Raw genomic sequence first — 13,609 nt, 5'->3', positions numbered from 1 at the left:
TTTGAAACGTGAGTGGGAATTTTAGGCGCCACGGATCAGGGATGGCGCCCGCGTGCCGCCAGGAATCCCGTAGGTGGGCGCGTTGACACCCTCGGCGCCGGCCGGCGTACGGGCGTCGCCCTTGCCGGCTTGCTCGTGCAGCGTGAATTCCTGTACGCGCGGCGCGGTCGAGATGCCCAGGGCGCGCAGCATCTCCATGGTTTCCAGCAGCACCGCCTGCTGGGTCGACAGGAACAGGCCGTAGTTGGCGTCCTGCAGGTTGTAGACGATGTCGTACTCGATGTAGTCCTGGGTCATCGTGGTCAGGTTGACGTGGTCGAACTTGACCTGGTCCTTGGCCTGGATGATGGCGCCGAGGCGCTCCGGCACCTTGGCCGCCAGCTCGGGCGCGGTGGACGGATTCACGCGCAGCGTGTACTGCACGCGACGGGTCGACTGGCGCTTGAAGTTGTGCACCACCTTGCGCAGCAGTTCGGCGTTGGCGATCACGATCTGCTCGCCGGACAGGGCGCGGATGCGGGTCGTCTTCAGGCCAACGTGCTCGATCGAGCCGGAAAACTCCGGCACCGAGATCGAATCGCCCACCTCGAAGGGCTTGTCGAGCGCGATCGACAGCGAGGCGAACAAATCGCCAAGGATGTTCTGCACCGCCAGCGCGACGGCCACGCCGCCGATGCCGAGGCTGGCCACGAAGGTGGTGACGTTGATGCCCAGGTTGGACAGCATCGCCAGCAGGAAGATGGTCCACACGCTCCACTGCATCGCCCAGATGACGAGGGTGTGCGCAACCGAGACCTGGTCGTCTTCGCGACCCTTGCCGTGCACCTGGAAATAGCGGCGCGCGCTGACGTCGATCGCGCGGTGCAGCCACAGCGCGACCTGGGCGCCGAGGGTCAGGAACCACAGGTGGCCGACGCGCGTATCCCAGGGCGGCGGCAGGTTGAGTACGGATACGCCGATCAGGACCGAGGTCGCCAGGATCGCCAGCCTGCTGGTGCGCGCCAGCGTGTGGCGCAGCACGTCGATCAGCGGTTTGTGGGCGCGCGGGCCGTCGAGCGCGTCGAGGCGGCGCCGGAACAGCATCACGGCGCCGTGGATGAGGGTGAAGCTGACGACCGCCGCGCCAATGGCGAAGGCGAGGTTGGTCCAGCTTATGTCGAGGGAAGTGAAATAGCCACGGATAGTCATTGGGCTCCTTTCGAATCAGGTTGCGTCGAGGCGCGCCCTGGAGGGCGGCCGGTACGGCGGCATGGAGGATGGGCGCGTGTCGCGCACGGGGAGATGGCGGAGCATGCTCCTGCCCGGCGCTGCCGGGCGTGGAGTAGAGCGGTAACGCTTAGTGCTTGTTGCCGGTCAGGTGCTGGCGCACCGTGTTCACGCTGCTGCCGGCCGACTTGACCGCGCGCTCGAGTTCTTCCTTCGAGACGCCGAGGGTCTTGGTCCAGTACTGGACTTCCCACGGCTCATGCAGATTGATGCGGCTGCGGTCCTGCGGACCACGGTTGTGCAGATCGTCGGACATGATGGGCTCCTTTACTTTACGTTTATACCGGTTTCAGGATGCCATCCGCCGGGCAGCGCTTCCGTTCGCTGCTTCACCTTGAGTTCGCATTCTTTGCAGCAAGGGCAATGGCGGCGCAGACGCTGCCGAAGGCGGCATTTTGCGGTACTCTATTGTCATTGCCTTAACAAGACGGTAAAGGAGACCCTGCATGACCAAGCCCTATGACACCACCCAGCCCGAGCGCGCCGCGATCGACGCGCATGCCGGTATCGTGGCCCTCGATTTCGGGACCAACTGGTGCGGTTACTGCAACGCCGCGCGCGACGACATCGCGGCGGCCGTGGCCGCCCATCCGCAGGCGGCGCACATCAAGGTCGAGGATGGACCGGGCCGGCCGCTGGGACGTTCGTTCCGCGTCAAGCTGTGGCCGACGGTGGTGGTGCTCAAGGATGGCAAGGAAGTGGCGCGCGTGGTGCGCCCGGCCGACAGCCGCGAAGTCGCCGATGCGCTGAGCCAGGCGGAGCGCGCATGAGCAAACAGCCGCCCCCGAGCGCCGGCAGCGCCACCAACCGCCCGGCAACCGTCCTGTTTGCCAGCCTGATCGGCACCACGATCGAATTCTTCGACTTCTATATCTACGCCACCGCCGCGGTGCTGGTGTTCCCGAAGCTCTTCTTCCCGGCCGCCGACCCGGCCGCGGCAACGCTGTCGTCGCTGGCCACCTTCGCCATCGCGTTTTTCGCGCGCCCGGTCGGCTCGGCCGTGTTCGGGCACTTCGGCGACCGTGTCGGTCGCAAGGCCACGCTGGTGGCGGCGCTGCTGACCATGGGCGTGTCCACCGTCGTGATCGGCCTGCTGCCGACCTACGCCACCATCGGCACCCTGGCGCCGCTGCTGCTGGCGCTGTGCCGCTTCGGCCAGGGGTTGGGCCTGGGCGGCGAATGGGGTGGTGCGGTGCTGCTGGCCACCGAAAACGCGCCGCCGGGCAAGCGCGCCTGGTACGGCATGTTCCCGCAGCTGGGCGCGCCGATCGGCTTTTTCCTGTCGGGCGGTATCTTCCTGCTGCTGTCGCAGCTGATGAGCGACGCCGACTTCTTCGCCTATGGCTGGCGCATTCCCTTCCTGTCGAGCGCACTGTTGGTGCTCATCGGCCTGTACGTGCGCCTGAAGATCACCGAGACGCCGGCCTTCCAGGCGGTGCTCGACCGTAACGAGCGCGTCAAGCTGCCGGTGGCGGCGGTGCTGCGCGACCACACGCGTCCGCTGATACTGGGCACGCTGGCCGCGATGGCGACCTTCGTCATCTTCTACCTGATGACCGTGTTCACGCTGAGCTGGGGCACCACCGCGCTCGGCTACTCGCGCCAGCAGTTCCTGGTGCTGCAATTGATCGCGATCGTGTTCTTCGGACTGACGATCCCGCTGGCGGCGGTGCTGGCCGACCGCCATGGGCGGCGCACGGCGATGATCCTGGTGTCGGTGGCGATCGCGGTCTTCGGCCTGGCGTTCGGGCCGCTGTTCGGCAGCGGCAAGCTGGCCGGCGTGGTGGCCTTCATGGTGATCGGCCAGTGCCTGATCGGCATGACCTACGGACCGCTCGGCACCTTGCTGTCGGAAATGTTTCCGGCCGAAGTGCGCTACACCGGCGCCTCGCTCACCTTCAACCTGGCCGGCATCCTGGGCGCCTCGCTGGCCCCCTACGTCGCGACCTGGCTGGCGAAAACCTATGGCCTGCACTACGTCGGCTGGTACCTGAGCGCCGCCGCGCTGCTGAGCCTGATCGCGCTGGCGCTGGCCGGTCCGTCGAAAAAAGGCACGGTGGCAGCCGCACCGTGAGGAGGGCACATCCTGCTGCACGGAGGCTATGCCTCCGGCGCGGCATGTATGCTGGCTTCATATCAAGCGAACTTGCCTTGATATCAACAAGATGGAGCCGAGTGTCTTAAAATTTCAACATAAAAACGTATTTGTGCGCTGTTCAGGATTCAAAAAAGATATTATTTGGCCTCTTTCAATATTTCGGAGAAGCACCATGCTCAAAACCGTCCTGCGTATCGCCACCGCATCCGTCCTGATGTCCGCCGCACTGTCCGCCACCGCCGGCCAGTCGAGCTATCAGGATCTGGAGCTGAACGGCACGCTGCAGGAAATCCCTGGCCCGTCGCTGCGTTGCGAGTCGAAATTCGGCGGCACCATCCTGGGCTACGGCGACAGCAATGTCCTGGGCAAGGTAAGCTTCCTGTCGAGCGACTGCATCACCCCGAGCGGCACCTCGTTCACCTTCAGCGACGGCCGCTTCCTGATCACCACGCTGACCGGCGAAATGCTGTTCGCGTCGTACAGCGGCCAGTTCGTGCCGACCGGCGAAGGCACCAACTACGTGTTCAGCAACGCGACTTTCCAGATCACCGGCGGTACCGGCCGTTACTTCAAGGCGACCGGTGGCGGCGCGCTGCTAGGCGGCGAAGACATGGCGACCGGCAAGGGCACCATCCAGCTGAAGGGTAAGGTCCTGCTGAAGAAGTAATGTAGCACTGCGTAGCTGTCGTCCCCGCGCAGGCGGGGACGATGTTTATGGACTGACGATCAAGCGTCAGTCGACTCAGAACGAATACACCAGCGTCAGCGACGTCTGCGTATCGGTATTCTTCTTCTCATCCGGCACGTTCGTGTCGTTGCGCGCACTGAATGCCGCCTTCATCTGCATCGTGCCGTTGATCTTGGTGCTGAGCGAAGTCTCGGCCACCGAGTGCATGTTCGAGGTACCGCGCTCCACGCTCACGGTCTGGCTGAATGCCGCGGACGGACTCACGCGCCAGCGCAGCTGGGCAGCGCCGCGCACCGTCAGGCCGGATTCGACACGGGATTCCGACGTCACGCCATGGAACACGCCCGGACCGATTTCGACGTCGACCGTGCGGTCTTCGCGCCGCAGCATCTGGGTGCCGTAGCCGACCGACAGGCTCGAATAGCGGGTATAGGCGCCGAACTTGTCGCTGACGTGGGAGCCGAGCAGGAAGGCACGATTGCCGTCCTGCAGCAGCTTGTAGGCTGCCTTCGCCGACACCGAGTAGCGCTGGGCCGAGCGCGTACGGCTGCGGGTGCCGTCGCCGTTGTCGATCTCGTCTTCCTTGAAATAGCCGCTGAAGATGTATTCGTTGCTCCAGTTGCTCATTTCATGGCGCGCGTCGACCTTGCCGGTCACCGAGGTACCGCTGGTATTGCCGCTGGTGCTGATGGCGCCGAGTTCGGCCGAGGTGTACCAGTTGCTGCCCTCCGGGATCGGCTTGGACGGCGCCTGGGTGAAATAGGTGGACGACGGTGCGGTGTCGCCGAGATCGTCAGGCGCGGCAGCGGCGCTGCCGGCGGCACTGGCCAGGGCCAGTGCCAGAATCGAGAAAGATTTCATAGGCATCTATACGGCTGCCGTATGCGCCATGTGCGCGCCGAATGGGCAGCGGACGATGGACAGCCTTCGTTCATGGATGGTCCACCGGTACGCTGACGTCCGGCGGAGGCGTCATTGTAGCCCAAAGCATGCCTCGAGAACCTTTCGTGCATGAATTTTATGTCCAGGAGTTACCAGGCAAAGTAATACAATTGTTAAGTCATGAATAATTATGTTTGCAATGTCAGTCGACAGATGAAAGAATGCGCCCCGTTCGCTGACATACCAGCGTGGATGTAAGAAGGAAGCATTTTGATCAGGGTAGTCATCGCCGAGGATCACGAATTGATTCGCGAGGGAATCAAGAAGATCGCCAGGCACAGCGCCGACCTCAAAATCGTCGGCGAGGCATCAGACCTGAAACAGGCCCTTGCGTTGATCGCACAGGTGCGGCCCGACGTGGTCGTGCTCGATATCAGCCTGCCCGACTGTGACGGGCTCGATGGACTTGCCGAGCTGCGGCGCCATTTCCCCAACTTGCGCGTGGTCATGCTCAGCATGCACCCGGAGGAGCGCTATGCATTGGCGGCCCTGCGCGCCGGTGCGCTCGGCTATGTCTCGAAGGCCGCCGCGGCTGCCGAGCTGACCGACGCCGTGCGCCGCGCCGCCCAGGGCGGGGCCTACCTCGGCCCGCGCGTCAGCGAACTGCTGGCCCGCGAGGCCGCCTGCCCGTCGCCGCGCCCGGCGCACCACAGCCTCACGGCGCGCGAGGGCGAAATCGTTGCCCTGATCGGTTCCGGGCTCCAGATCAAGCAGGTGGCCGCCGAGCTCGGTATCAGCATCAGCTCGGTCAACACGTATCGCAGCCGCATCTTCCGCAAGATGGGCCTGTCATCGAATGCGGCACTGATCCGCTACGCGATGCAACACGGCCTGGCCGGCTGAATATGTCACATTCAGCCTTATATTGTTGACTCTCTGCAACAATGTGTGAGCTTGTAGGTCGTTGGATTCGCTACACTACACATTTGATTCGTGACGTTCCACTCTCCCTCACGTGCCTATGACCGCTCTCGGGGAGTGCATACGCGGCCATAGCGCCGTCACAAGGCACGGCACGGTCAATACAAAGATATTGCTTGATCAATATCTTTGTAAATATTATGGTTTCGACATACTAGGTATCATGAATGCAAGTTATCACGGCGCAACATGCGAGCGTGGCGCGAGTTCATCGGTGACTGGACAATGACAACGAAGCAGCAAGAGGCAACGCCTGGGAACATCCGCATCCTGGTGGTGGAAGACAGCCCGACCCAGGCCCAGCACCTGGCCCGTATGCTGAACCAGGAAGTCGGCTGGGAAGTCGACATTGCAGTCGACGGCCTCGACGCGCTGGCCCGGTTACGACAGCGCCGGCCCGACCTGGTCGTGAGCGACATCGCCATGCCTGGAATGGATGGCTTTACCCTGTGCCGCACGCTGAAGGACGACCCCGGCTACGCGGCCATCCCCATCCTGCTGCTGACCCGGCTGAGCACGCTGCAGGATATCGTGCGCGGCCTCGAAGCCGGCGCCGACGCCTTTGTCCGCAAACCGTATGAAGCCGCCGAGCTGCGCACCCGCCTGCGCGGTCTGCTGCGCCGCAACGAGGACGGCGACGCCGCCGGCGAGCCGGCCGGTCTCGAGCTGATGACGGCCGAACGCCGCCAGATCTTCGACCTGCTCACCGCCACCCACGACGAGACGCTGCGCATGAATGCCGCGCTCGCCGAAAAGCAGGCGGGGCTGGAAGAATCGGTGCGTGCGCTGGCCATACTGGGCGCAATTGCCGGCGCGCTCAACGCCGCCATGAGCCAGGACGCGGTGGCACTGGCGGCGGTCGAGCATCTTGCCGCCTTGCCGGGCATCGAGGCGGCCGGGCTGAGCGTCTTCGACGCCGGCGGCGATACGCGGCTGCTGGCGGCGCGCGGCTTCGGCGAGGCGCCCGAGGCGCTTCCGCTCGGTGCCTGGCACCTGCCGCTGCCGCCGGGCCAGGACGGGGTGCCGGCCGGGATGCTGCACCTGCTGCCGTCGGCCCCGCTGGCGGACGAGCGCCGCAGCCTGCTCGACGGCATTGCCAGGCAGATTGCACCGGCGCTCGAGCGGGCGCGCCAGTATGCGCGCATGGAAGCCCTGGTGGTCGAACGCACCGATGCGCTGCGCTCGGAACGCAACCGGCTGTCCGCCGTGGTCGAGACCGCGGGCGCGCTGGTCCTGCTGACCGATCCGGCGGGGCGCATCGTGATGTTCAACCGCGCCTGCGAGGAAACGCTGGGCTGGCCGGTCGCCGAAGCCATCGGCCGCCCGTGCTGGGAAGTGCTGCGCGGTGCCCACGACGAGAACGTGCTGCACCGCATGTTCGACCAGTTGGCCGCCGGCAGCCTGCCGGCGCGGCTGCGGGGCGAGTTCCGCACCCGTGACGGCGAGCTGCGCAATATCATCTGGAACCATGCGCGCCTCGAACGCGCCGACGGCAGCATCGAATACGTGCTCGGCACCGGCATCGACACCACGGAACTGCGCGGCGCCGAAGCGCGCCTGCGCTACGTCAGCAACTTCGACACCCTGACCGGCCTGCCCAACCGCCTGCTGCTGCGCGACCAGCTGCGCAAGATGCAGGCGCAGGCCAGGGCGACCGGCCAGATACTCGGCTTCATGCTGCTGCGCTTCGTGCGCATGCCGCTGATCCGCGAGACGCTGGGGCCGAACGCGGACCAGGTGCTTGTCCAGCAGGCCGGGGCGCGCATGCGTGAAATCGGCAATGGCGACGCCGTGGCGCGCTTTTCGGACGGCAGTTTCGTGCTGGTGGCCCTGCGGCCGGACAACGAAGCGCTCGCCGCCGCCGCGCGCCGCCTGCTGGCCGCGCTCGGCGCACCTTATGCGTACGGCAGCGAAGAGCTGCACATGGATCCCTGCGTCGGCATCGCGGTCTACCCGAACGACGGCGACAACTACGAGGCGCTGGTGCGCAGTGCCGAAGCGGCGCAGCGCCTGGCCGCCGACGGCGTCATCCACCGCTACGCCTTCTATCGCCGCGAACTGAACCGCGATGCCAACCACCGTTTCAAGATGGAGACGGCGCTGCGGCGCGCGGTCGACCGCAACGAACTGGTGCTGCACTACCAGCCCCAGGTCGAGCTGGCGAGCGGCACCATCGTCGGCGCCGAGGCACTGCTGCGCTGGAACCATCCGGAGCGCGGCATGGTCTCGCCAGGCACCTTCATCGCGCTGGCCGAGGAGAGCGGCCTGATCCTCCCGATCGGCACCTGGGTGCTGATGACCGCCTGCGCCCAGATCCGCCACTGGCAGGAAGCCGGGCTACCGGTGGTGCCGGTGTCGGTGAACCTGTCGGTCTACCAGTTTTCCGACGAGATCGTCGGCACCCTGAAGTTCATCCTGGAAGCCTACGGCGTCGATCCCGCCATGCTGGAACTGGAACTGACCGAAAGCGCCTCGATGGCCGACGCCGGCAAGAGCTACGAACTGCTGGCCCAGCTCAAGGCGATGGGCATCCGCCTTGCCATCGACGACTTCGGTACCGGCTACTCCAACCTGAACTACCTGAAGCGCTTCCCGGTCGACAAGCTCAAGCTCGACAAGTCCTTCGTCGACGATATCCTCGAGGACGACAACGACCTCGCCATTTCGCGCGCGGTCATCGCGATGGCCCACGGCCTGCGCCTGACCGTGGTCGCGGAAGGCGTCGAGACCGCCGGCCAGCTGGCCGTGCTGGCCGAAATGGGCTGCGACATCATCCAGGGGTATTACTACAGCAAGGCGGTGGCGCCGGACGACTTCGCGCGCATGCTGCGCGAAGGGCTGGTGCCGGCGCAGGGCTGACGGGCGGCGTCACGCGGGTGGCGCCGCCCGGCTTTGGCCGGCTGTGGCGAAGATCGAACTGGCCAAAGCCGCGTCAGGTGCCGACGTAGACGATCTTGAAAGTGAACAGCGCGGCGATCACCCAGATCACCGGCGCCACGTCGCGCGCGCGCCCTGTGGTCAGCTTGAGCGCCGCGTAGGTGATGAAGCCGAAGGCGATGCCCTCGGCGATCGAATAGGTAAACGGGATCACCAGCGCGGTGATGGCGGCCGGGATCGCCTCGGTGGTATCGCCCCATTCGATGTCGCCCAGGTCGCGCAGCATCAGGCAGGCGACGAACAGCAGGGCCGGGGCAGTGGCGTAGGGCGGCACCACGCCGGCCAGCGGCGCGATGAACAGGCAGGCCAGGAACAGCACCGCCACCGTCAGCGCGGTCAGGCCGGTGCGCCCGCCGGCCTGCACGCCGGCCGCGCTTTCCACGTAGGCGGTGGTGCTCGAGGTGCCGAGCGCCGCGCCGGCCACGATGGCGGCGCTGTCGGCCAGCAGGGCCTTGTTCAGGCGCTCCATCTTGCCTTCGACCAGCAGCCCGGCGCGGCTGGCCACGCCCATCAGGGTACCGGTGGCGTCGAACAGTTCGACCAGGAAGAACACCAGGATCACGTTCAGGATACCGACCGCCAGCGCGCCCGGGATGTCGAGGGCGAGGGCGGTGGGGGCGATCGACGGCGGTGCCGAGACCAGGCCGTGGAAAGTATTCCCGCCGAAGAAGAAGCTCAGGACCGTCACCACCATGATACCGATCAGGATCGCGCCGCGCACGCGCAGGCGGTCCAGGGTGACGATCAGCAGGAAGCCGATCACGGCCAGGATCGCACCCGGCTGGTGCAGGTCGCCGGCCTTGACCAGGGTCGCCGGATTGGCCACCACGATGCCGGCATTCTTGAGTGCGATGAGCGCCAGGAACATGCCCAGGCCGACCGTGATCGCCACCCGCAGCGAGTGCGGGATGCCGTTGACGATCATCGCGCGCAGGCCGAACAGCGATGCCAGGATGAACAGGCAGCCGGAAATGAACACCGCGCCCAGCGCCGCCTGCCACGACACCCCCATGCCCTGGACCACCGCATACGCGAAGTAGGCATTCAGGCCCATGCCGGGCGCCATCGCGATCGGGTAGTTGGCGTACAGGCCCATTACCGCGCTGCCGAGGGCCGCCACCAGGCAGGTGGCGACGAACACGGCCTCCTTCGGCATCCCGGCGTCGCCGAGGATGGAGGGATTCACGAAGATGATGTAGGCCATGGTCAGAAACGTGGTCAGTCCGGCCAGCATTTCGGTACGGACGTCGCTGCCGCTTTCTCTGAGCTTGAAAAGGCGTTCAAACATGGGGGATGGTTCCTTGGTGGTTCATTGGTGTTGTATTCGTGCGTCTTCACAGGGACGGCCGAAGCATAACATCCCGCGTCTGGGCGGTCATATCCTCGTTTTGGCCAGCAAGATCTACGGGCAATTTATTGATCGTTTGTCATTCATTGAAAATTTTTATTTCTAGTTAGAACAAACGAGAGATTGGTTGGGCCAAAATGGCTTTTGCGCGATAATGAACAGAACAGTTCTGTTGTTTGGTCTGACCAATTTGCCTGTTTTTGTTACCTTTAGAGAAGGAAAGATCTTGCGTATGTAATATATTAGGCATACCATTCTGATATATCAGAAGCGCCGGCCAAGGGCGCACCGCAACCAAGCGCAAGGAGTAACAAGCATGACCGCATTCATGGACAAGGATTTCCTCCTCACCACCGACGTCGCCCGCAAGCTGTACCACGAAGTGGCGGCCGACCTCCCGGTGATCGACTACCACTCGCACCTGCAGCAGGGCGAAATCGCCGAGCGCAAGAAGTTCCGCAACATCGCCGAACTCTGGCTGGCCGGCGACCATTACAAATGGCGCCTGATGCGCACCGCCGGCGTCGCCGAGGAATACTGCACCGGCAACCGCAGCGACCGCGAAAAGTTCGATGCCTTCTGCAAGGTACTGCCGCTCGCCATCGGCAACCCGATCTACCACTGGAGCCACCTGGAGCTGCGCCGCATCTTCGGCATCGACCTGATCATCAATGAAAAGAACGCGGACGCGATCTGGGAACAGGCCAACGCCAAGCTGGCCGGGATGGACACCTGGTCCTTCCTGGAGCAGGCCAAGGTCGAAATCGCCTGCACCACCGACGACCCGGCCGACGACCTGCTGCAGCACGCCGAGATCGCCACTTCCGGCCTGAAGACCCGCGTGTTGCCGGCCTACCGTCCAGACAATGCGATGCGTATCGGCAAGGAAGGCTTCGTCGATTACGTGACCCGCCTGTCCGCGGTGTCCGACATCAAGATCGATTCCTTCGCCTCGATGATGGCGGCGCTGGCCAAGCGCGTGGCATTCTTCCACGACCGCGGCGGCCGCATCTCGGACCACGCGATCGACATGCCGCTGCCGGTCGTCGCCGCCACCCCGGACCAGCTGGAATCGATTTTTGCGCGCCGCATCGCCGGCGAGACACTGTCGGAACTGGAACAGGCCCAGTACCTGCGCGGCCTGCTGGAAAGCATCGGCACCGTGTACGCGAAATTCGGCTGGACCATGTGCTTCCACATCGGCGCCATGCGTTCCAACAACCTGCGCATGCTGCAGACCCTGGGCCCGGACACCGGCTTCGACTCGATCTCGGACATGACCACCTCGAACGGCCTGGTGTCGCTGCTATCCGCGCTGGACGCCAACGACCAGCTGCCGAAGACCATGCTGTTCAACCTGAACCCGGCCATGAACGAAGTGCTGTCGACCATGATCGGCAACTTCCAGGACGGCAGCGTCGCCGGCAAGGTGCAGTTCGGCCCGGCCTGGTGGTTCAACGACCATAAACTGGGCAACCTGGCGCAGATCCTGGCCTTCGGCAACCACTCGGTGCTGGGCGTCTTCGTGGGCATGGTGACCGACTCGCGCAGCTTCGCGTCCTACCCGCGCCACGACTACTTCCGCCGCCTGGTGTGCCGCCAGTTCGGCGAATGGGTCGAAGGCGGCGAGTACCCCAATGACTTCGAGGCGCTGTCGACGGTCGTGCGCGGCATCTGCTACGACAACGCAAAGAACTACTTCGGCCTCTAATCGCGGCCTGCAACAGGAAAGAATAGGGCGCACCTTCATGCAAAAAGTAATCTGCATTCACCCGGACGACAGCATGCTGGTCGCCCTGACCGACCTGACGCCGGGTGAAGTCGTCACGTGGAACGACGAGAACATCCTCGTCGCCACGCCGATCAAGACCAAGCACAAGCTGGCCCGGCGCGCGTTCGCGGTCGGCGACCTGCTGACCATGTACGGCGTCACCGTCGGCAAGGCGACCCAGCCGATCAGGAAGGGCGAAGCGGTCACCACCGAGAACCTGGCCCACCATGCCGCCGAAGTCGAAATCGGGGAGTCGAAGCCCTACACCTGGACCCCGCCGGACGTGGCCGACCTGGGCGGCGCCACCTTCGACGGCGTGGTGCGCGCCGACGGCCGCGTCGGCACCGCCAATTACTGGCTGATCTTCCCGCTGGTGTTCTGCGAGAACCGCAACGTCGAGCACCTGCGCAATGCGCTCGAGCGTCCACTCGGCTATGCCCAGGACGACCTGGCGTCGCTGACGTTCCAGTTATTGGGAGAAGACATGGAGGCACCGAAGCCGGTGGTGCGCCCGTTCCCGAACCTCGACGGCGTGCGCGTCATTACCCACAACGGTGGCTGCGGCGGCACCCGTGCCGACGCCCGCTCGCTGTGCCGCGTGCTGTCCGCCTATGCCGACCACCCGAACGTGGCCGGCATCACCGTATTCTCGCTGGGCTGCCAGAACGCCCAGATCGCCATGTTCAAGGAAGCGCTGGCCAAGCAGAACCCAAACTTCGACAAGCCGGTGCTGATCTATGAACAGCAGCAGTGGGACAGCGAAGAAAAGATGATGAAGGCGGTGCTGCAGGACACCCTGTCGCACCTGAAGGAAGCCAACAAGGTGACCCGCCAGCCGGTGCCGCTGTCGCACCTGAAGATCGGCGTGAAATGCGGCGGTTCCGACGGCTTTTCGGGCATCTCGGCGAATCCGGCGATGGGCTACGTGTCGGACATGGTGGTCGCCGTCGGCGGCTCCTCCATCCTGGCCGAGTTCCCGGAACTGTGCGGCGTCGAAGCCAACCTGATCGAGCGCTGCGTGGAAGACGAGGACAAGCGCCGCTTCCTGGGCATGATGCGCGACTTCGAGCAGCGCGCGCTGGCGGTCGGCACCCATTTCGCCGACAACCCGAGCCCGGGCAACATCCGCGACGGCCTGATCACCGACGCCATGAAGTCGGCCGGCGCCGCCAAGAAGGGCGGCACCTCGCCGATCGTCTCGGTGCTGGACTACGCCGAGCAGACCGACAAGCCGGGCCTGTCCCTGCTGTGCACCCCGGGCGGCGACGTCGAATCCGTCACCGGCATCGTGGCCTCGGGCGCCAACGTGGTCCTGTTCTCGACCGGCCTCGGCACCCCGACCGGCAACCCGATCGTCCCGGTGCTGAAAATCTCGAGCAACACCCGGGTCGCCAACAAGCTGTCCGACATGATCGACTACGACTGCGGTCCGGTCATCGAGGGCAAGCCGCTGCCGGACGTCGCGCGTGGACTGTTCGACATGGTGGTGGCTACGGCCGGCGGCAAGTACACCTGCAAGGCGGACCGGCTGCAGCAGTACGACTTCATCTTCTGGAAGCGCGATATTTCGCTGTAAATGCGCCGGCACGATGCGAACGTTCGCGTGGACGGGAAACCCGTCCACCCTACGGACGGCTT

At 64.8% G+C, this 13,609-nt stretch carries 11 protein-coding genes; 7 read left to right on the top strand and 4 right to left on the bottom strand.

The window, feature by feature from the left end; genetic code table 11:
- Window positions 1-21: 21 nt before the first annotated feature.
- Window positions 22-1,188, bottom strand: a complete 1,167-nt coding sequence (locus U1H99_RS11120) for a mechanosensitive ion channel family protein (RefSeq protein WP_323141789.1) — start codon at window positions 1,186-1,188, stop codon at window positions 22-24.
- Window positions 1,189-1,336: 148 nt separating this feature from the next.
- Window positions 1,337-1,522: a DUF3606 domain-containing protein gene (locus tag U1H99_RS11115; protein ID WP_323141788.1), complete on the bottom strand. Its 186-nt coding sequence runs from the start codon at window positions 1,520-1,522 to the stop codon at window positions 1,337-1,339.
- Between the two features lie 190 nt (window positions 1,523-1,712).
- Between U1H99_RS11115 and U1H99_RS11110 the strand changes: the two genes are divergently transcribed.
- From U1H99_RS11110 to U1H99_RS11100, 3 genes are all read left to right on the top strand, one after another.
- On the top strand, window positions 1,713-2,036 hold the full coding sequence (locus tag U1H99_RS11110; RefSeq protein WP_323141787.1) for a thioredoxin family protein: 324 nt from the start codon (window positions 1,713-1,715) through the stop codon (window positions 2,034-2,036).
- Window positions 2,033-3,340 (top strand): MFS transporter, encoded by a 1,308-nt coding sequence (locus U1H99_RS11105; protein ID WP_323141786.1) that lies wholly within the window; start codon window positions 2,033-2,035, stop codon window positions 3,338-3,340. Before U1H99_RS11110 ends, U1H99_RS11105 begins: the two co-directional genes overlap by 4 nt.
- A gap of 196 nt (window positions 3,341-3,536) precedes the next feature.
- Complete coding sequence (locus U1H99_RS11100; protein WP_323141785.1) at window positions 3,537-4,031, top strand: hypothetical protein; 495 nt, start codon at window positions 3,537-3,539, stop codon at window positions 4,029-4,031.
- A 75-nt stretch (window positions 4,032-4,106) separates the two neighbouring features.
- On the opposite strand, the gene U1H99_RS11095 is transcribed toward U1H99_RS11100, so the two are convergent.
- The gene (locus tag U1H99_RS11095) at window positions 4,107-4,919 is read right to left on the bottom strand and encodes a DUF481 domain-containing protein (RefSeq protein ID WP_323141784.1); all 813 of its coding nucleotides are present in this window, start codon (window positions 4,917-4,919) and stop codon (window positions 4,107-4,109) included.
- 285 nt (window positions 4,920-5,204) lie between these two features.
- Between U1H99_RS11095 and U1H99_RS11090 the strand changes: the two genes are divergently transcribed.
- Together U1H99_RS11090 and U1H99_RS11085 are read left to right on the top strand one after the other, a co-directional pair.
- Entirely contained in the window at window positions 5,205-5,837 is a 633-nt protein-coding gene (locus U1H99_RS11090) for a response regulator (RefSeq protein ID WP_323141783.1), read from the top strand.
- Window positions 5,838-6,140: 303 nt separating this feature from the next.
- Entirely contained in the window at window positions 6,141-8,774 is a 2,634-nt protein-coding gene (locus tag U1H99_RS11085; RefSeq protein WP_323141782.1) for a GGDEF/EAL domain-containing response regulator, read from the top strand.
- A gap of 73 nt (window positions 8,775-8,847) precedes the next feature.
- Here U1H99_RS11085 and U1H99_RS11080 read toward each other — a convergent pair whose 3' ends face one another.
- Window positions 8,848-10,140, bottom strand: coding sequence for an NCS2 family permease (locus U1H99_RS11080; RefSeq protein ID WP_323141781.1), 1,293 nt, complete (start codon window positions 10,138-10,140; stop codon window positions 8,848-8,850).
- A 376-nt stretch (window positions 10,141-10,516) separates the two neighbouring features.
- Between U1H99_RS11080 and uxaC the strand changes: the two genes are divergently transcribed.
- Complete coding sequence (gene uxaC / locus U1H99_RS11075) at window positions 10,517-11,911, top strand: glucuronate isomerase (RefSeq protein WP_323141780.1); 1,395 nt, start codon at window positions 10,517-10,519, stop codon at window positions 11,909-11,911.
- Window positions 11,912-11,948: 37 nt separating this feature from the next.
- A complete protein-coding gene (locus tag U1H99_RS11070) occupies window positions 11,949-13,547 on the top strand; it encodes a UxaA family hydrolase (protein WP_323141779.1) in 1,599 nt (532 codons plus the stop codon).
- Window positions 13,548-13,609: the final 62 nt, after the last annotated feature.

Source organism: Massilia phyllosphaerae (assembly GCF_034659755.1).
Classification (GTDB): Bacteria; Pseudomonadota; Gammaproteobacteria; order Burkholderiales; family Burkholderiaceae_D; genus Telluria; species Telluria phyllosphaerae.
Note: the sequence above shows the minus strand (reverse complement) of the source record. Positions and strands in the feature narration are given on the sequence as shown.

Excerpts from the sequence above, each read along its gene's own strand:
- U1H99_RS11110 (WP_323141787.1), top strand. The coding sequence starts at position 1,713 with ATGACCAAGCCCTATGACACCACCCAGCCCGAGCGCGCCGCGATCGAC.
- U1H99_RS11105 (WP_323141786.1), top strand. The coding sequence starts at position 2,033 with ATGAGCAAACAGCCGCCCCCGAGCGCCGGCAGCGCCACCAACCGCCCG.
- U1H99_RS11080 (WP_323141781.1), bottom strand. The coding sequence starts at position 10,140 with ATGTTTGAACGCCTTTTCAAGCTCAGAGAAAGCGGCAGCGACGTCCGT.
- U1H99_RS11095 (WP_323141784.1), bottom strand. The coding sequence starts at position 4,919 with ATGCCTATGAAATCTTTCTCGATTCTGGCACTGGCCCTGGCCAGTGCC.
- uxaC (WP_323141780.1), top strand. The coding sequence starts at position 10,517 with ATGACCGCATTCATGGACAAGGATTTCCTCCTCACCACCGACGTCGCC.
- U1H99_RS11070 (WP_323141779.1), top strand. The coding sequence starts at position 11,949 with ATGCAAAAAGTAATCTGCATTCACCCGGACGACAGCATGCTGGTCGCC.
- U1H99_RS11120 (WP_323141789.1), bottom strand. The coding sequence starts at position 1,188 with ATGACTATCCGTGGCTATTTCACTTCCCTCGACATAAGCTGGACCAAC.
- U1H99_RS11100 (WP_323141785.1), top strand. The coding sequence starts at position 3,537 with ATGCTCAAAACCGTCCTGCGTATCGCCACCGCATCCGTCCTGATGTCC.
- U1H99_RS11115 (WP_323141788.1), bottom strand. The coding sequence starts at position 1,522 with ATGTCCGACGATCTGCACAACCGTGGTCCGCAGGACCGCAGCCGCATC.
- U1H99_RS11085 (WP_323141782.1), top strand. The coding sequence starts at position 6,141 with ATGACAACGAAGCAGCAAGAGGCAACGCCTGGGAACATCCGCATCCTG.